16 protein-coding genes are annotated in these 18,630 nt (G+C 29.9%); 3 read left to right on the forward strand and 13 right to left on the reverse strand.

From position 1 onward, the window contains the following. The 3 genes from ABIN73_05990 to ABIN73_06000 are packed head-to-tail and all read left to right on the forward strand — an operon-like array spanning window position 1 to window position 2,632. Complete coding sequence (locus tag ABIN73_05990; protein ID MEO0269271.1) at window positions 1-1,095, forward strand: 1-deoxy-D-xylulose-5-phosphate reductoisomerase; 1,095 nt, start codon at window positions 1-3, stop codon at window positions 1,093-1,095. Next, the gene (rseP, locus tag ABIN73_05995; GenBank protein ID MEO0269272.1) at window positions 1,095-2,351 is read left to right on the forward strand and encodes an RIP metalloprotease RseP; all 1,257 of its coding nucleotides are present in this window, start codon (window positions 1,095-1,097) and stop codon (window positions 2,349-2,351) included. Before ABIN73_05990 ends, rseP begins: the two co-directional genes overlap by 1 nt. Then, complete coding sequence (locus tag ABIN73_06000; GenBank protein MEO0269273.1) at window positions 2,348-2,632, forward strand: hypothetical protein; 285 nt, start codon at window positions 2,348-2,350, stop codon at window positions 2,630-2,632. The genes rseP and ABIN73_06000 overlap by 4 nt, the downstream gene beginning before the upstream one ends. Here the strand turns inward: ABIN73_06000 and ABIN73_06005 are convergent. From ABIN73_06005 to ABIN73_06065, 13 genes are all read right to left on the reverse strand, one after another. After that, window positions 2,618-4,762 carry an N-acetylmuramoyl-L-alanine amidase gene (locus tag ABIN73_06005; protein MEO0269274.1) on the reverse strand — a complete coding sequence of 715 codons (2,145 nt, stop codon included), beginning with the start codon at window positions 4,760-4,762 and terminating at the stop codon, window positions 2,618-2,620. The genes ABIN73_06000 and ABIN73_06005 overlap by 15 nt on opposite strands. Window positions 4,763-4,764: 2 nt before the next feature. Beyond that, window positions 4,765-4,956 (reverse strand): hypothetical protein, encoded by a 192-nt coding sequence (locus ABIN73_06010; GenBank protein ID MEO0269275.1) that lies wholly within the window; start codon window positions 4,954-4,956, stop codon window positions 4,765-4,767. Between the two features lie 39 nt (window positions 4,957-4,995). Next, complete coding sequence (locus ABIN73_06015) at window positions 4,996-5,937, reverse strand: DNA recombination protein RmuC (GenBank protein ID MEO0269276.1); 942 nt, start codon at window positions 5,935-5,937, stop codon at window positions 4,996-4,998. 430 nt (window positions 5,938-6,367) lie between these two features. Next, complete coding sequence (locus tag ABIN73_06020; protein MEO0269277.1) at window positions 6,368-8,674, reverse strand: T9SS type A sorting domain-containing protein; 2,307 nt, start codon at window positions 8,672-8,674, stop codon at window positions 6,368-6,370. Between the two features lie 100 nt (window positions 8,675-8,774). Further along, window positions 8,775-11,840: an efflux RND transporter permease subunit gene (locus ABIN73_06025; GenBank protein MEO0269278.1), complete on the reverse strand. Its 3,066-nt coding sequence runs from the start codon at window positions 11,838-11,840 to the stop codon at window positions 8,775-8,777. Next, window positions 11,837-12,709, reverse strand: a complete 873-nt coding sequence (locus tag ABIN73_06030) for an efflux RND transporter periplasmic adaptor subunit (protein MEO0269279.1) — start codon at window positions 12,707-12,709, stop codon at window positions 11,837-11,839. The genes ABIN73_06025 and ABIN73_06030 overlap by 4 nt, the downstream gene beginning before the upstream one ends. Continuing rightward, window positions 12,709-14,007, reverse strand: a complete 1,299-nt coding sequence (locus ABIN73_06035; GenBank protein ID MEO0269280.1) for a TolC family protein — start codon at window positions 14,005-14,007, stop codon at window positions 12,709-12,711. The genes ABIN73_06030 and ABIN73_06035 overlap by 1 nt, the downstream gene beginning before the upstream one ends. Window position 14,008: 1 nt before the next feature. Next, window positions 14,009-14,602, reverse strand: coding sequence for a TetR/AcrR family transcriptional regulator (locus tag ABIN73_06040; protein ID MEO0269281.1), 594 nt, complete (start codon window positions 14,600-14,602; stop codon window positions 14,009-14,011). A 45-nt stretch (window positions 14,603-14,647) separates the two neighbouring features. Beyond that, complete coding sequence (gene nth, locus ABIN73_06045; GenBank protein ID MEO0269282.1) at window positions 14,648-15,304, reverse strand: endonuclease III; 657 nt, start codon at window positions 15,302-15,304, stop codon at window positions 14,648-14,650. Further along, on the reverse strand, window positions 15,301-15,789 hold the full coding sequence (locus ABIN73_06050) for a methylated-DNA--[protein]-cysteine S-methyltransferase (protein ID MEO0269283.1): 489 nt from the start codon (window positions 15,787-15,789) through the stop codon (window positions 15,301-15,303). Before ABIN73_06050 ends, nth begins: the two co-directional genes overlap by 4 nt. After that, complete coding sequence (gene uvrC, locus ABIN73_06055; protein MEO0269284.1) at window positions 15,770-17,575, reverse strand: excinuclease ABC subunit UvrC; 1,806 nt, start codon at window positions 17,573-17,575, stop codon at window positions 15,770-15,772. Before uvrC ends, ABIN73_06050 begins: the two co-directional genes overlap by 20 nt. Beyond that, window positions 17,575-18,147, reverse strand: a complete 573-nt coding sequence (locus ABIN73_06060; protein ID MEO0269285.1) for a hypothetical protein — start codon at window positions 18,145-18,147, stop codon at window positions 17,575-17,577. Before ABIN73_06060 ends, uvrC begins: the two co-directional genes overlap by 1 nt. After that, window positions 18,144-18,626, reverse strand: coding sequence for an RNA polymerase sigma factor (locus ABIN73_06065; GenBank protein MEO0269286.1), 483 nt, complete (start codon window positions 18,624-18,626; stop codon window positions 18,144-18,146). Before ABIN73_06065 ends, ABIN73_06060 begins: the two co-directional genes overlap by 4 nt. Between the last annotated feature and the right edge of the window lie 4 nt (window positions 18,627-18,630).

Below are 18,630 nucleotides of genomic sequence, written 5' to 3' on the forward strand. Positions count from 1 at the left end.
GTGAATATTTTTGTATTTGGAGCAACCGGTTCTATAGGGAAAAATTTTTTTTCCCTTTTAAAAAAATATCCTGAGCTTAAACCAGTTGGAATTCAGGCTCATAAGAATGAAAGAAAACTTTTAGAATTAAAGAAAAAATTTAACATTGATTTTGCTTTCATAACAGGAAAAATTGGAGAAAACAAAGAAATAATCTACGACAGGGAAAAATTAAAGGATTTTGTAAATTCTAATAGAGTAGAAAAGATACTTTTCGGTGCCGGTGGTATTGACCTGGCTGATATATTTTTAGAAATTTTAAATTCAGGAAAAAGAGTATGTATGGCTAATAAGGAGATTATAATTGCTTTTGGAGAAATAATAAAAAATAAAAATTTAACAAATTTAATTCCTGTAGATTCAGAACATTCTTCAATTTTCAGAATTTTAAAAAATATAAAAAAGGATGAATTAAAAAAAATTATAATAACCGCTTCAGGTGGTCCTTTTTACAACATTAAAAATTCAAAATTATCAAAAATAAGTGTAAGGGAAGCCCTTAGACATCCGAGGTGGAAAATGGGAAAAAAAATAACCATTGATTCTGCAACTCTTATAAATAAAGGTTTTGAAGTCATTGAAGCACATTACTTATTTGATATTGAACCTGAAAAAATTGATGTTCTTTATCATCCTGAAAGTAAGGTTCATGGAATGGTTTTATTAAAGGATGGAACATATATAGCTCATATAGGTGAAACTGATATGAGAATTCCAATTCTGTATGCTCTTTTTTATCCTGAAATTAAAGAATATAAAGGATTAAAAAAATTTTATGAAAAATTAAACTTTAAAAAATTAAAAAGGGAAAAAAGAAAATTGATTGATTTATGTTTTAAAGCTTTAAAAGAAAAAAGGGGAAAACCTGCATTTCTTATAGGAGCAGATGAAGAACTTGTTAATTTATTTTTAAAGGGCAAAATAAAATTTCCAGATATTGAAAGAATTCTTTTAAAGATTTATAAAAAAGCGCCCCATATAAATGATAGAAACTTTAATGAAATAATGAAAATTATTGAAATTTCAAAAAATTTAGTGTATAAAGAGATTAAATGATGTCTACAATTTTAATTACACTTTTGCTTCTATCTATATTAATATTTATTCACGAATTCGGACATTTTATTGTAAGTAAATCGCTTAAAGTTCCTGTGGAGGAGTTTTCTATTGGATTTGGTCCTAAAATTTTATCCTTTAAAATTAAAGAAACAACCTTTAAGGTTTCCTCTATACCTTTTGGTGGTTATGTAAAAATATTTGGTGAGGAAAGTGAAGGAGAAAATTCCTTCTGGGAAAGACCATTTATAATTAAATTTTTAATCCTTATAGCAGGTGTTGTTTTCAATTTCATTTTTGGTTTTTTGATAATTTTTTTATTATTTTTTATCTTTGGAATTGTCGAATCTCCTCCTTATATTGATGAACCTCCCCAAAAAAGTCCTGCCTTTTTAAGTGGTTTTAAATTTAAAGATAAAATATTAAAAGTTGATGGTAAAAATTTTATAAGATGGAAAGATTTTTATGCAGTTTTTCAGGATGGTGATACACACAGAGTAAAAGTATTGAGAAATAAAAAAGATACTTTCGAACTCAAACTCTGTGGAATCTGGGATGATACTCTTTCAAGGTATGATACTGGTTTAGAGCCTATTTTCTTTCCTGTTATTGGTGAAGTTTTAAAAGATTTTCCAGCTGAAAAAGCAGGTATTAAAAAAGGTGATACAGTTATAAAGATAAATAACACAGAAATAAGAAAATGGGATGAAATTCAAAAAATTATTGAAAACTCAAAAGGTGAAGAAGTTTCAATTTATGTTAAAAGGGGAAATGATACTTTAAAATTTTTAATAAAACCTGTTAAAGTTAACGATTCATATAAAATAGGTGTAAGAGCAGATATAAATTTAATAAAATTGCCTTTTTTTTCTGCTCTTTTATTTGCTTGGGAAGAAACATATTTTATAGTATATCAAACATTCAGAATTCTCTATTTACTGATAAAAAGAAAAGCTCCAATTAGTTCGGTTGGAGGTCCGGTTATGATAGGTAAAGTAATAGGAGAAACTAAAGATAAAGGACTTTCTTCTCTCTTATTTATTCTTGCCTTCATTTCAATCAATTTAGCTCTTATAAATCTCTTTCCTTTTCCAGCACTTGATGGAGGTCATTTATTAATAGTTATAATTGAAGCAATAGTAAGAAAAAGGCTTGCTTTTAAATTAAGAACTCTTATTCAGTTAATAGGTTTCGTTTTTCTAATTTCTCTCGCGATCCTCATAACAATATTTGACATTCACAGGTTACTCAAATGATTGAACTAAATACACTTGGAATAATATCAAAAGCAGGGATGGGAATTATAGGTATTGAAAATGTAAAAAAGTATCTTAAAAAATTGAAAATTAAAAAAGGATTTTTTATTTTAGCGAAGGATGCTTCTGAAACCACAAGGAAAAAAGCTTTGTTTTTAAAAGAAAAGTACAATTTACCCCTTATAGAACTTGGAACAAAAAAAGAACTTGCAAAATTTTTTAAAAAGGAGGAGGTTAGTTTTATATATGTAAAAACAAGGGGATTTTTAAAAATTATTTAAAACTATAAATTTCGCAATTCTTTTTTCCTTCCCCTTTAAAATTATAAAATATGTTCCTGAAGTCAATCTTAAATTAATTTCTTTTTTACCCTTTGAAAGCAAAAATTCTTTATAAACATTTCTTCCTGTTACATCGTAAATATTTAGAAAAGAATTATTATCTTTAAAACTTAAAATTAATTTACCATCTTTATAATTGAAAAATTTATCATTAAATTCTTTTTCCTCAACATATAAAGGAGAAATAAAGGAAAATTTAACTGCATCAGAAATAACAACATCACCAGTTTGTGCATTTGAATATAAAATTAGATAAAAGGGAGAAATTAAAGTAAAGGTATCACAGAAAATCCATCCAACTTGATTTACTCCTTGAGAATATTGATTTACATAAAAATCGAAGATTCCATTTTGAGCATATATCCTATAATGGGCATTCTGTGTTCTATTATATCCTTTTCTTACAAAAATTCTGACTTCGTAAACTCCGGAAATTAGTGATGAAAAGTCATATTTAACAGAATCATTTTGATTTGTATAAGCCCATCTATAATCTGATAAATATCCCGTGTAAGAAGATAAATTCCAGTTGCCATAAAAATAACAAAGAGGACTCCCGTCATCTATTAAATAGAAGGACAAATTATCAATAGAATTTAAAAATCTAAATTTAACTGCATCAAAAGCTATCTTTTTACCGGAAACATTTGAAGTATCTCCGAGTGTAACACATCCATTTATATAATTTCCACCTTTAGGCATTGGATAAACTCCAAGACTTTTCCAAATACCATTAGAATTTCCCTGATTAACCCAGTATGGAGTAGTTTCTATCAAGTTATAAATTTTATATCTTACATTTCCCTTAAAAGAAGTATCTGCTGGTATATATACAAATATTTCATAATCTCCTGTATCAGGTAAATTTGGTGTCCATCTTGCCCAGTTAGAAACAGGATTTGTCCATGTATAAGTCCAGAAAATATGTCCTCCGTAACCTTGTCCCACATTATCCTTGAACCACCATGAAGAATAAGGTCCACCTCGTTTAAAACCCTTTGAAAGGTCATCTACTAATGTGTCTGGAGAGGGTAAATATCCCACAAGTCTCATATAATATGTCCAGTCCCAGTAAGGTCCAGGATCTGTATGAGTTGAGCCAGGAACCTCATTATGTCCTATTATATGCTGTCTATCAAAAGGAACACTAAATAAATTTATAATTGACCTTGTTATGTAAGCAGATTTTTTATACATCTCGTCAGTATACCAACCATTCTGTTCAATCCAACCTTCGTGTTCAGTTCCTATGCTTAAAGTATTATATGTCCAGTTCCCAGCATGCCAGGCAATATCTTTGTGTAAAACCATCTGGGTTGAATGTCCATCATTTGATCTCAAAACATAATGGGCAGAAACATTGGAGTTTGGATTTTGGAACCAGGAAATTGTTCCCTCATAACTTCCCTGTGTTGTGTGAATTATAACATATTGAATTGGATAAGAAGAGGGTCTGTTAGAAGGTGTGTAATTTGAAGGGTCAGCTGGGATAAACCGGTTTATGCTATCAAGTTCAGGTGCTTGGAAAATTTTTTCATGAATTTTTATTTCTTTTCCTTCAATTTTTATATTGCCTTCTTCAAATCCCTTTTTATAAATTTCAAAAAATCTATTTAATTTAAGTTCATTTCCTTTAAAATATTTTAATAGAGCTTTTTCTATATTTCCCTTTTCTTCATTCAGATATTTTCTCAAAAGGTATGCTGCAAATCTGATATTGTTTTCAACATCAAGAACAATTAATTTTAATTTACCTTTATATTGAATCTGAGTTCTTCCTTTATCATGGGTTTCACATTCAACCCATTTATCAGGAACATAGTTTAGTTTAATATCATTAATATATATGGTATCTTCTTCAGGGATGCCCATCATCCCGTATTTTCTATCAATTGAAGGGCATAAGGGCTGGTGAAATTTTGTTTCCATATAACCTATTATTTTTAGTATATCAGGATCCACATTAAATTCCCTTGAGGCTTTTTCAATCATTTCATTATATTTTTCAAGTTCTTTAATTCTATCATTAGGAGGAGCAGATAATATAAGTACTATAAAAAATTTAAACATTTTTAAACCTCCTTCTTTTTTATTTTCTTCAATATTTCATCTTTAAATTTCTCCGGATGTGTTTCTTCAAAAGCAGGTTTACCTATTAAAAGTAAAAAGCAATCTTCACATATTAAAAAATCACCCATTTCTATAAACCTTTCTTTTTTATGCTTTTTATATTCCTTTCTACAATTTATGCATTTATCACTCATCTTGATAAAAATTTTAAAATTTCTTTATTAAAAAGTCAATCATTTTATCCGTGTAATGCTTTTTATGAGCTCATCAAGTATTTTATCTGCCTTATCAAGATTTTCAATTGAATTTTTTAATTGATTTTTTGCCCGTTCAAAAAAATCCCTTGTGGTTTTTATATCATTTTCAATTTTCTGTAACATACTGACAATTTCCTTTGCTTTTTCTTCAATCTTTAAACCTCTTAAACCATATAGAAGTGTGCTTAAATAAGCATAAAAAGTATTTGGGGAAACAGGTATAACTTTTTTCTCCATGCAATATTCAAAAATTTCTTTATCTTTTACAAAGGCTTCATAATAAACATTTTCAGCGGGAATATACATCAAAGCGAAATCAAAAGTTCCTTCTAAAGGTAAAATATATTTAGATGTTTCATCAATTCTATTTTTTACATCCCTAAGAAACTCGCCTCTATATTTTGAAAATTCTCTCTCATTCTCAGCACTTATCATTCTATTAAAACTATCTAAGGGAAATTTAGCATCAACTGGTATAATTTTGTCCCCGATTTTAATTATTGCGTCAACTTTTTTCCCACTTTTAAACTGATATTGAAATTCATAATTTTCTTTAGGAAGAATCTGGTTTAAAATATTTTCTAAAAGAAGTTCTCCAAGCTCTCCGCGAAGTTTTGGTGGTTTTAGAAGGTCTTCTAATTTTTTTACATCCTCGCTAAGTTCAATAACTCTTTTTGTCGCCTCATGTAAACCACCGAGTCTTTCCCTGACATCAGAGAAAATCTCATAAGTTTTGCTAATAGTTTGATTGATGTTTCCAGTTGCATTTTGTAGATTCTGATTTATTTCTATTCTTAACCCATTTATCTGCTCCTGTAATAATCTTATAGACTGATCTTTTTTAAGCTCTTCTATTTTTAAATAAAGAAAAATAAAAGAAATAATTACTAATAAAATCAAAATAATTCCTAAAATCATTTTCTCACCTCCTTTTGATTAATAAAAAATTCAAGAATATTTATTTTAAAGAAAAATTAATGAATTTTAAAATAATTATGAATATATTGAATTTTTCTGCCTATTTCTTGCGGGTGCTCCTAATTTAGAAATAAGATTTATTTAAACTTTGAGATTCCTTAAATTTCTTTTTATAAATATACCGCAATTCTTCTTAACTTTAAAAACTAACTTTTGTTGTATTATGAACTATTTTTCAAAAATTTGATAGTAAATCTCCCTCAATTTTTCTCCTCTATTCAAAAAGCTTTTTTAAATTTTTCCGTTAAATTACACTTTCAAATAATCCTTAACATTTCTATATTAAAAAATTTTTTCTTTTTTATACCTTTAAGTTAAAGAACCCTATTAAACCATTATCTTTGGAATTTATAAAAATTCAATAAACTTTTTAATCCATTATTAATATTTTCCTTGTTACTGTGCAATAATCTGTTTCAAGGCGTAAGAAATAAATTCCTTCAAGAATCTTTCTATCCCTCTCATTTTTCCTATCCCATCTTATTTCATAAATACCAGCATCTTGCTTTCCATTTACAAATGTCTTTAAACACCCTCCTTTAACATCATAAAGCTTAAGCATAACATTAGAAGATTTTGGAAGATAGTATCTAATTTTTGTAAAGTAATTTAACGGATTTGGCTGAATATAAAGAGAAATAAATACCTTTGGAATATTAATTTTCTCTCCAATCTCAACAAACGGATAAAATTTCCCCCATATTCTCATCGCATTTACTGGATGATTGTTAATATAACCAACATAACCAGAATAAGTAATAAAAACCTGATTTCCTGAACCATGTGCAAGGGCAGGTGAATACTGACTACCTGACTGAGTTGAAACAGAAAACTCCTCAATCACATTCCCATTTGGACTAACCTTTGCACCATAAATATCAGAAAAAGAACCACTACGATAATCCTCCCAAACAACAAAATAGTTTGTCCCATCAAAAGCAACTGAAGGAACAGACTGATTACCTGTTGCTGTTGATATCGCTATACCATTTGGATCAAGAACTGTTCCACCTGTATTAACACGAGCACCATAAATATCAGAAGAACCACTACGTTTATCCTCCCATACAACAAAATAGTTTGTCCCATCAAAAACAACTGAAGGAAAAAGTTGATAACCTGTCGCTGTTGATATTGCTACTCCATTTGGATCAATAACCGTTCCATCCAGAGCAACACGAGCACCATAAATATCAGAAGAACCACTACGCAAATCATGCCATACAACAAAATAGTTTGTCCCATCAAAAACAACTGAAGGACATCCTTGATAACCTGTTGCTGTTGATATCGCTATACCATTTGGATCTAAAACTGTTCCACCTTGCGAAACACGAGCACCGTAAATATCAGAAGAACCACTACGATAATCCTCCCATACAATAAGATAGTTTGTCCCATCAAAAGTAACTGAAGGATAAAGTTTAGCACCTGTTGCTGTTGATATCGCTATACCATTTGGATCAAGAACTGTTCCACCTGTATTAACACGAGCACCATAAATATCATAAGAACCATTACGAGTATCTACCCATACTACAAAATAATTTGTCCCATCAAAAGAAACTGAAGGATAATATTCATCACCCGGTAGTGTTGATACTGCTACACCAGTCGGATCAAAAACAAATCCACCTGGCGAAACACGAGCACCATAAATATCATAAGAGTTATTGCGATTATCCATCCATACTACAAAATAGTTTGTCCCATCAAAAGCAACCGAAGGAACATACTGACTATGTGTTATTATTGATATTAATATACCATCCGAATCAAGAACTGCTCCATTTTGAGTAACACGAGCACCATAAATATCTACCGAAGAAGCACTTTGATCATGCCATACAACAAGATAGTTCATTCCACTAAAAGCAACTGAAGGAGAAAATTGATGACTTGTTGATGTTGATATTGCTATACCATTTGGGTCAAGAACCGCTCCATCCGGCGAAACTCGAGCACCGTAAATATCAAAAGAAGAGAGACTGCGATCATCCTGCCACACAACAAGATAGTTTGTCCCGTCAAAAGAAACTGAAGGAACAAACTGATTACTTATTGCTGTTGATATTGCTATACCTTCCTGATCAATAACTGTTCCATCTGGTGAAACACGAGCACCATAAATATCAGAAGTAGAGCCACTGCGAGAATCTTCCCATACAACAAAATAGTTTGTCCCATCAAAAGCAACTGAAGGGTGTTCTTGATCATTTGTTGCTGTTGATATTGCTATACCATTTGGATCAAGAACTGTTCCATCCAGAGCAACACGAGCACCATAAATATCATAAGAACCACTGCGAAAATCCTCCCATACAACAAGATAGTTTGTCCCATCAAAAGCAACTGAAGGAATTCCTTGATAACCTGTTGCTGTTGATATTGCTATTCCATTTGGATCAAGAACTGTTCCATCTTGCGAAACACGAGCACCATAAATATCAGAAGTAGAGCCACTGCGAGAATCTTCCCATACAACAAAATAGTTTGTCCCATCAAAAGCAACTGAAGGATGAGTTTCATCATTTGGTACAGGCATATAAATAACACTTGTATCAATAAGAAATTCCCCTGCTTTTAAATCATAAATTTTTCCAATAGTAGGGACAGAATTTTTTCTCTCAGCATATAGATTCTGCAGCATAAATAGAAGGGCTAACTTACAGACCACTATGCCCCCCCACTTTTTTAAATAATACATGATACCTCCTTTCTTTAAATCTTGGAATTGAACCTTGATCTTAAATTTTAATATAAAAAAAAGAACTTGTCTACTCTCTTTTTAAAAATTTTTTCTGAACAAAGGCATACATTGAGGGAATAAATATTAAACTAACTAAAAGAGAAAAGAAAAGACCTCCAATTACAGAAACCGCAAGTGGTCTCCAAGTTTCAGAGCCTTCTCCTCTAAAAATAACAAGAGGCAAAAGACCCATAATTGTGGTTAAACTTGTAATCAGAATCGGTCTAAATCTCCTCAAAGCACCTTCTTCTGTGGATTCTAAAATACTCTTACCCTCAAGTCTTAACCTTTCAACATAATCAAGCATTACTATTGCATTATTAACCACTATTCCTATCATCATAACCATACCAACAAAGGAAGGAACAGAAAAAGGAATTCCTGTCAATAGATGTATCAAAGCAACTCCAGTAACTCCTGAGGGGACCGTAAACATTATTATAAAGGGCAAGAGAAATGACTCAAATTGAGCTGCCATAACAAGATAAACAAGAACTATTCCAAGGAGAAAAGCATAAAAGAGAACCTTAAAAGATTCTGTCTGCTCTTCTGTTAAACCACCAAATTCAACTCTATACTCTCCACGAGCTATAAATACATCTCTCAATTTTTTAAGAAGTTCCTTTTTAATCTCACCTATAGGTCTACCAGATGATTCAGCCTGAACCTTAATAACCCTCTCTTTCTTTTCTCTCTCTATTGATAAAGGCGAAAAACCTTTTTCAAGTTTAAAAATACTTCCCATATATAATTTCTGGTCACCAAAAGGAAAAGATATAAAAGGCAAAAATTCTTTATTTTTCCTGTAATTATCTTCAAGAACTATTTTTATATCAAGTTCCTTTTTACCAATTTTAAAGGTTCCTACTTTATCACCAAAATTTAAAGCCCTGAGATAAGCACCGAGTGAAGAAGAATAAAAACCAAATTTCGAAATTCTTTCTCTATCAGGAATTAAAAGATATTCTGGTAAACCCTTTTCCCTTGAAATTCTTACACTCCTTAAACCCTCTGTTTTCTCAAGAACATCTTTTATATATTCAGCAATTGAATCCGTAGCCCTGAAATTTTCCCCATATATTAAAATTTCAATTGGGGCACCAAAACCCTGAATTAAATTTTGAACATTACCAGAAGTCAAAACCTGAAAAGTCTTTATTCCAGGAATTTTCTTAATCTTTTTCTCTATCTCCTCTGCAATTTCAAAAACACTCCTTTTTCTTTTTGCAGGACTTCCTAAGTTAACATAAAAAAATCCTGTATTTTCTCCCTCAACAAAACCCATAACACTTGCAAAACCAGATTCTGTTCTTCCTACTCTTAAGGTAAAAGTCTTTACTTCTGGAATTTCTTTTAAAATATCTTCGATTTTATTTGCTACACTATCAGTAACAGAAAGTTTTGTTCCAGGTGGCAAAATAAAACTACCCCTTAATTCCCCTGAGTCTGCTTCAGGAAAGAATTCTGTCTTTACAAACCCAGCTAAAAATAAAAGTAATCCAAAAACAAAAAATAAAAATCCAGCTATAAGTGTAAAATAAAGCCTCCTTAAAGCAAAATTAAGTGTTTTTTTATAAAATTTTCTAAGTAAATCAAATAACTTAAAAAGAATGCCCTTTTCCTCTGGAATATTTCTGATTATAAGCCTTGATAAGGTTGGAGTTAAGGTTAAACTGACTAAAAGTGAGGTTAAAAGAACTGTCGTTACAGTCATTGCAAGTTGTCTGAACATAATTCCAACAAAACCTGTCCCTATAACAAGAGGACCAAATATAGCAATTGTAGTTAATGTAGAAGCAAGAATTGGGGAGAATACTTCCATTGCTCCTTTGAAAGAAGCATTTAAGGCATTCTCTCCTTTTTCTCTCCTGAAAAATATATTTTCAAGAACAACCACTGCATTATCAACAACCATACCAGCAGCAAGGGCAAGGGAAGAAAGAGAAATTATGTTTATTGACCCACCTGTTAATTTTAAAAGTATAAACCCCGCAAAAAGAGAAAATGGTATCGTAAGTGCTATAACAACACTTGAAGAAAAATGCCTTAAAAATATAAAGGTAACAAGGAAAATAAATAATAAAGCCCAGTATATCGTACTTGTTAAATTCTGAATTGAACTTTTTATAAACCTTGAAATATCATTAACAACTTTTAAATTTACTCCTGGATAATCTTTTAAAATCTTTTCAACTTCTTTTTTTACCCTTTCTGAAACAAGAACTGTATTTGCACCTGATTGTTTTAAAACTCCAAATATAAGAGAAGGAATTTTCTCTGTCCTTACCTTTGTTATAAAATCATCATAATCAAGTTTAACCTCAGCTACATCTTCCAGTTTAAAAACTCCTTTGCCTTTAACATAAATAGGAATCTTTTTTATTTCATCAAGAGAAGAAAACTTTGAATTCACTTTAGCTGTAATTGAATAGAAATTGTCCTCAAAACTTCCTATAGGAACATTTATGTTTTCCCTTAAAATTGCCTCCTTTATCATAAATGGAGTTATTCCATACTCCTCAAGATATCTTTTTTTAAGTTCAATTTTTACAATTTCCCTTCTACCACCACCCCAGAACTGAATATCTCCAACACCTGGAATTCTCTTTAGTCTTTCAACAATCTCATCCTCAAAAAATGTTCTTAAATCAAAAAGAGTATCCTTAACCTGAAAAGTTCCCACAAGAATAGGAATTTGAGAAAGGTCAAATTTAAAAACCTTAGGAATATCCGCATCCTCCGGTAGATAATATTTTGTTATTTCAAGCCTCGTTCTTATATCATCGGCTGCCTTATCAATATCAGTACCCCAGTCAAATTCCACTGTAACAACAGAAATATCCTGAAGTGAAAAAGACCTTATGTTAGTAACATTTGGTACTGTGGATACTGCATTCTCTATATATTTGGTCACCTCCTCCTCAATTTCCTCTGGTGAAGCACCGGGTCTTATGGTCACTATACTTACCATAGGAATTGATACATCTGGGAAGAAATCTATTGGTAATACCCGGATAGAAAAGATACCAAGTAATAAAAGTGCTGTATAAACTGAAAAAGTAAAAATTGGTCTTTTTACAAAGAACTCTGTCATTTCAAGTCTCCGTTTAATATTTTAACTTTCATACCCTCTCTTAAAATTTCTACTCCTTTTAAAACAACAAGATCATTCTGAGTAAGCCCATCAATTATCTCAACAAATCCACCTGACTCAATTCCTGTTATAACTGGCACCCTTTTACTTACACCATTTTCTACCACAAAAACTGACTTTTTAGCTGTGCCAAGCACACATTTTGAAGGAATTTTTAAAACATTCTCTTTTTTTAGAACAGGAATTTCAACTTCACAGGGTGTTCCAGGTAAAATCTTTTTGTTAGGGGTGAAAAAGGCTCTAAACTCAAAATTTCCTGTAAAAGGATCTGAAGTTACACTTATTTCTCTTATTACACCCTTAAATTCTTCTGAATTAACATAAATTTTAACCTGTTTTCCATAAGTAACATATTTTGAATATTCAGCTGGTAAATACAACTTTACTTTATATTCTCTATCTCCATAAATTCTTGCAAGAGGTCTCTGAGGCGAAACAAATTCACCCTTATCAAATTTAAAATAGGAAATTTTCCCAGAAACAGGAGCTTCAATTTTTACAGGCTCAAATTCCAAACCGTATTCCCTTCTTTCTAAAAGTAAAATAACTTCCCCTTTTTCTACATAATCACCTTCATTTTTAAGACTTTTAAGATAATAACCAGGAATAGGTCCGTAAACGAGAACATCAGGATTTCCCTCTATCTGCGATGAAAGTTTAATTTCAAGCTGAATTTCACCAATAACTGGCTTTATAACAGTAACAGGAATAAATGTCTCTTCATTTGATTTTACTCTTTCATTTTTTTTCTGACAGGATATATAAAATAAAGAGATTAATAACAAAAAGTTTATTAAACCTTTTTTCATCATTCACCTCCTTTTCCAAAGTCAAAATTTACACCATAAAGGGTGGATTCATATTTAATCTTTGCTTCTTTTAATTTAAAAAGGGAATTTAAATACATAACTTGAACTTCAAGATATTTCCTTAAAGCATCAAGAAAATCTGTATTGGAAATAAATCCTTTTTCATATTGACTTTTAGATATATCAAGGGATTTTTGAGTTAGTTCCAGTGATTTCTTTGAAAATTCAAAAGATTTTATCGCAGACTCAAATTCCTTTTTAGCAGAAATTATATCCTCTTCTATTTTTTTCTCTGTGAAATCAAGAAGATATTCAAGAGCTTTTTTATCAGCTTCCCTCTTTCTTATCTCATCAAGCCTTTTACTGAAATCAAATAAAGGAAAAGAAACATAAAGATTATACTGGAAATATCCGCCCCATTCATCCTTAAAAAATCCGTAAGGCTTGCCATAAATATAATTAATACTACCAAATATTTTAGGCATAAAATTTGAATAAGCTGATTTTTTGTTATAATCAAGCATTTCAATATTTTTACTCAGAATCATAAAATCAAGCCTTGAGGGACTCTTTTCTTCAAAAATTGTATCAGGAACTAAACTGTCAACAAGAATAACTTCATCTTTTGTATCAATATTACAAAATGTTTTAAGGGAGGAAATAACCCTAATATAGAATTTTTCAAAATCTGATAAGGTGGATTCAAGTTGCTTTTTCTCTGCTTCACTTCTTAAATAATCAAGTTCAATTGTAAATCCTGCCTCATATCTTTTTTTTGCTACCTTAATATGCTCATCAAGAATTTCAATAATTTTTTTATATTTATTCAAAGCATATTTTAAAAATAAACCCTGATTGTAAAGCATTCTAACAAGAAATTCCACCTCTTTTTCCTTCAGTTCCTTTTCCTTTAACTTGGAGTCCCTTAATGAATTCATCATCTTAAGCATATACAATCTTTGAAAACCCGAAAAAATTAAATATTCAAGAGTAACATTTAAAATTCTCCTTTCTGCTTTTCCAAAAGTTATCTCTACAGGCTGATAAATAGGCTGTAAAGTAACTGGATCTATCCCAACAAGAACATACTGTGTTATTTTATCTACAAATGTTGAATGAGTATAGGTAAATGAAGAGTTTAATTCCGGAAGAAAGGACTTTATAACCTGATTTCTGCTATAGTTTACAGAATTAATTTCCTCAATTTTTGATTTTATAAGGGGATTAGAAAGCGCTTTTTTTACTGCTTCTTCTTCAGTTAAATATACCTGAGAAATTAAAAAAATTAATTTTAACATTTTATCCTCCTTCTTTTATATCAAGAATTTTTTTTATATAATTCCATGCCTTTTCAAAGGATAACCTTTTACCAAAAAAATCTTCTGCCATTGAGGCAGCTCTTATAATTCCAAGAATCATAACAGAATCAGAATAAATATTCTGGTGAATTGAAAAAACCTTTAAATTTTCTCCTTCCTTTAAAACAGAACCTATTCCTTTTAAAATTCTCCTTAAATAAGGCAAAATTGTTTTTATTATTTCTTTTCCCAGTTCACCAGGCCATAATCTAATAGCACTTTCGTAATACTTCTTTCTTTCATAGAAATTACTGTATATAATAAAAAGTAAATTTTTTAGTTTTCTCTGTGGTTCAAGATTACCTTTAATAATATCCTCAATTTTAACATAAAACTTTTCAATCTCATATCTTATTGAGGAAAGAAATAAATCCCTCTTATCTTTGAAATAAAGATAAACTGTTCCTTTTGCAATACCAGCTTTTTCAGCAATATCCTCTATTCGGGCATTGTAAAAACCTTTTTCAAGAAATACCGATATTGCACTTTCAAGAATTTTATTCTTATTTTCCATTATGACTGACCGTTCAGTCATTATTATACAATTTTAAAAATAAAAATTCAAGTATCTATTTTGAATTTATTTTTTAGAATTTAAACCTATTTTTGGACAGAAAGGTTCAACAGGACAAATTTTGCAAAGAGGTTTTAAAGGTTTACATATTCCCTGTCCAAATGCTACAAGTGTTCTATTTATTCTACTCCAGTATTCCCTTGGGAAAATCTCTTTTAATTTTTCTTCGGTTTCTTCTCTCTTTTTTGTGCTTACCCAACCCAGCCTGTTTGAAATTCTGTGAACATGTGTATCAACACATATTTCATCCTTTTTAAAAATCTCTATCAAAATTAAATTCGCAACCTTTCTTCCAACTCCTGGTAATTTTACAAGTTCCTCAAATTTATCTGGAATTTTTCCACCATATTTTTCTATAATCTCTTTGGATAATCTCTTTAAAATTTTTGCCTTTACTTTATAAAAGCCAACAGGATAAATTAATTTCTCAATTTCCTTTACCTTTAATTTTTTTAAATCATTAAAATCCTTTACTTTTTTTAAAAAATTTTCCATCACCCTCCCTGTTACTTCATCCTTTGTTCTTGATGATAAAATAGCTGAAATGAGTATTGAAAAATCTGATCTTCTTTTAAGAGCTATAAGTGATACAAGGGGAACTTTAAGATTTTTTGAATACTCTTCAATTTTTAAAAATAAATCGCAAGGTGAAATTTCTTTCACTTAATATTTACTCCTTCAAGTTTAAGAAGTTTTTTCTTCCAATCAAGTCCACCACTAAAGCCTCCTAAATTATTTTTCCCTACAACCCTGTGACAGGGAATAATTATAGGATAAGGATTTTCTGAAAGAGCCCTACCCACTTTTCTCCTTAAATTTCTATTACCTAATTTTTCAGCAAGTTCAGAATAAGTAATTACCTCACCCCATTTAACTTTTAAAAGTTCCATAAAAACTTTCTTTTTAAAATCATCAATGAAATTTAAATCTATTAATTTATAGGAAAACTTAAAATCTTCCTTTTTGCCAACGAAATAATTTTTGAATTCTTCAATAACTTTAGAAAATTCTTCTTCAACTTTCCCTTCAACTTCAAAATTTTTATAATTTTTATTATCAAGAAAATTTATTTCTTTTATTTTCCCTTCTTTAAATTTAATTGAAATTTTTCCAAGAGGTGATTTTATTTTAACTGTGTAATCTCTCATAAATTATTTCTGCCAGTTTTCTTCCAATTCCTTTTACTTTTGCAATTTCATCAATACTTGCACCTTTTAATCTTTCTATTGAACCAAAAAACCTTAAAATTTCCATTTTCTTTTTTTCACCAATTCCAGGTATTCCATCAAGTTCTGAAATTTTAACTTTTTTCTCCATCTTCTTTCTATGGAAAGCTACAGCAAATCTGTGTGCCTCACTTCTAATATCCCTTAAAAGTCTTATTGCATAAGTTTTTTTGGGTATCATCACCTCTCTGCCATCAGGAAAATAAAGCTGGTCAAAGGTTTTAGCAAAAGCACAAACTTTAACATCTTTTATATCAAGTTCTTTGAGAGCATTTAAAGCTGCACTTAACTGTGGTTTTCCACCATCAATTATAAATAAATCTGGAAATTTTTCATTTTCTTCTTTCAATCTTTTAAATCTTCTCTTTACAACCTCATAAACCATCTGTGGATCAGATCTTGCTTCCTCTGTTTTAATTTTATATTTTCTATAAGATTTTTTATCCCTTTTACCATTTTTAAAAACAACAACCGCACCAACCCTTTCATCTCCAAAGGAATGGGAAATATCAAGGCACTCAATATGAAAAGGATAATCTTTAAGATTTAAATTTTCTTTTAGTTCAACAATTGCCTTAGATGGTAAAATTTTCCCCTTCTTTTCAATATAGTATTCCTCAAGTTTTATCCTCGCATTTTCCTCAGCCATTTTTAAAAGTTTTTCCTCGTCTTCACCTTCAGGTTCTCTAAATTTAATTGAAACATTTCTCTTAAGTTTTAAAGCCTCTTCTATCTCCTTATAATTTTCATCAACTTTAATTAAAATAATTTCCTCTGAACCAAGAATACCTGAAAGGTAATACTGGGAAGCAAAAGAAAATAAAACATCCTTTTCCTCATAATAGAAAGGAACATCAAGAATAAAGTTTTCCATATCAAGAAGTTTTCCTTTTCTAACTCTTAAAAGGGAAATGGATGCAAAGGGATGATGAATCTGACATGCTAAAACATCAAGGGATTTTTCTTCCTCTAAAACAGCAATCTGACTTCTTGAAAGTTCTCTTATTGAATATAAAGCATCCCTTAATCTTGCCGCTTTTTCAAATTCCATTTTTTCCTTACATTTCTCTATTTCCTTTAAAAGATAATCCTCCACACTTTCTGTTCTTCCTGTAAAAAATAAAACTGCTTTATTTACTACTTCTCTATACTCTTTAGGGTCTACAAACCCCTCTACACAGGGAGCAGGACACCTTTTAAGTTCGTATTCAAGACAGGGATTTATTTTCTTTTTTGAGGGTAATTTATATTTACAAGTTCTTATTGGAAAAATTCTTAAAGTCATTCTCAATGCTTTTCTAAGAGATTTAGCAGAATGAAATGGTCCTATAAGTAAAGAGCCATCATCCCTTAAATCTCTTGTCATGAAAATTCTTGGATACATTTCTCTTAAGGTTATTTTAAGATACGGATATTTTTTGTCATCCCTTAATCTTATATTGAATCTCGGCTTTTTACTTTTAATTAAATTATTTTCAAGAAGAAGTGCCTCAGGTTCAGATGAAGTAACAATAAACTCAAAATTTTTAACCTTTTCTATCATTAAGCTCAATCTTGGATTCTCATACTCTGCATTTAGGTGAGTTCTTATCCTTTCTTTTAAATTTCTTGCCTTACCTATGTAAAGAAGGTTACCTTTTTTATCATAAAAAAGATAAACTCCTGGTTTTTCAGGAACAAGTTCAAGATTTTCCTTATTAAATTCCATTATTTAAAAGAGAACTTAAAGGATGTTAAATAGAATTTATTTTTTTTATAAATTTTATTATCCTTAAAAACTGTCAAATAATGAGTACCCGGATTTAACTCTAAATCTTCTGCAAGATAATACAAAAGTTTATCAGTTTTCTTTAAGGAATCAGATATATCAACACTATCAATAAAAACTTTTAACCCCTTTATATTATTTACTTTAAGAACAAAAAGAACCTCTTCAGGTGTTAAAACCTCTTCCTCTGAAGGTGATATAATCATAATTTCCTTTTCAATTTTAACAATAAATTTAAAAAGAATAACGAAGATTAATGATAATGTAACAAGAGCAGGAACAAAAGTTTTAATTATTTTTTCCTTTCTCCTTCCCCTTTTTAAAACTTCTTTTCTTATTCTCAATTTCACATCAAGGGGGACTTCTATTTCAAAAGATTTAAAAAATTCCTTTACCTTTTCATAATTTTCTTTACACTCCTTACATTCCTTTATGTGATTTTCAAGTTCTGTTAAACTTTCACCTTTATTTTCAATTATTTCAAATATTTCATTTATTTCAAAGTGTTTCATTTTAATAGTTCAATTAAAAGTTCTCTTCCCCTTTTAAGTCTTGTTTTTACAGTTCCTTCAGGAATACCAAGAATTTCTGCAATTTCCTTAACCTTAAAGCTTGAAATGTAATAAAGTTCGAGGGTTTCTCTTATTTCTTCTGGTAACATTTTCATTTTTTCAAAAATTTTTTCTTTCTTTTCGTCCCTCTCATAAGAATAATGTTTTTCATCAACAAAATCAAGGGGTATAAATTTTATAAATTTTCTCTTTCTATAAAAGGAAATAACAGAATTCATAGCAATTTTAAAAATCCAGGTATAATAGGAACTTCTTCCTTCAAATTTATCAAGCCCCTTATAAACTTTGAAAAATATTTCCTGACATAGATCTTGAGCATCCTCTCTATTTGATACCTTGTAATAAACATATTTCCATATTCTGTCAAAATATTTATCATAAAGGATATTGAAGAGATTTTCTTTTTCATTTTTATCCATTTTA

Source organism: candidate division WOR-3 bacterium, assembly GCA_039804025.1.
Taxonomy (GTDB): domain Bacteria; phylum Hydrothermota; class Hydrothermia; order Hydrothermales; family JAJRUZ01; genus JBCNVI01.

Excerpts from the sequence above, each read along its gene's own strand:
- rseP (MEO0269272.1), top strand. The coding sequence starts at position 1,095 with ATGTCTACAATTTTAATTACACTTTTGCTTCTATCTATATTAATATTT.
- ABIN73_06000 (MEO0269273.1), top strand. The coding sequence starts at position 2,348 with ATGATTGAACTAAATACACTTGGAATAATATCAAAAGCAGGGATGGGA.
- ABIN73_06005 (MEO0269274.1), bottom strand. The coding sequence starts at position 4,762 with ATGTTTAAATTTTTTATAGTACTTATATTATCTGCTCCTCCTAATGAT.
- ABIN73_06010 (MEO0269275.1), bottom strand. The coding sequence starts at position 4,956 with ATGAGTGATAAATGCATAAATTGTAGAAAGGAATATAAAAAGCATAAA.
- ABIN73_06015 (MEO0269276.1), bottom strand. The coding sequence starts at position 5,937 with ATGATTTTAGGAATTATTTTGATTTTATTAGTAATTATTTCTTTTATT.
- ABIN73_06025 (MEO0269278.1), bottom strand. The coding sequence starts at position 11,840 with ATGACAGAGTTCTTTGTAAAAAGACCAATTTTTACTTTTTCAGTTTAT.
- ABIN73_06030 (MEO0269279.1), bottom strand. The coding sequence starts at position 12,709 with ATGAAAAAAGGTTTAATAAACTTTTTGTTATTAATCTCTTTATTTTAT.
- ABIN73_06035 (MEO0269280.1), bottom strand. The coding sequence starts at position 14,007 with ATGTTAAAATTAATTTTTTTAATTTCTCAGGTATATTTAACTGAAGAA.
- ABIN73_06040 (MEO0269281.1), bottom strand. The coding sequence starts at position 14,602 with ATGACTGAACGGTCAGTCATAATGGAAAATAAGAATAAAATTCTTGAA.
- ABIN73_06050 (MEO0269283.1), bottom strand. The coding sequence starts at position 15,789 with ATGAGAGATTACACAGTTAAAATAAAATCACCTCTTGGAAAAATTTCA.
- uvrC (MEO0269284.1), bottom strand. The coding sequence starts at position 17,575 with ATGGAATTTAATAAGGAAAATCTTGAACTTGTTCCTGAAAAACCAGGA.
- ABIN73_06060 (MEO0269285.1), bottom strand. The coding sequence starts at position 18,147 with ATGAAACACTTTGAAATAAATGAAATATTTGAAATAATTGAAAATAAA.
- ABIN73_06065 (MEO0269286.1), bottom strand. The coding sequence starts at position 18,626 with ATGGATAAAAATGAAAAAGAAAATCTCTTCAATATCCTTTATGATAAA.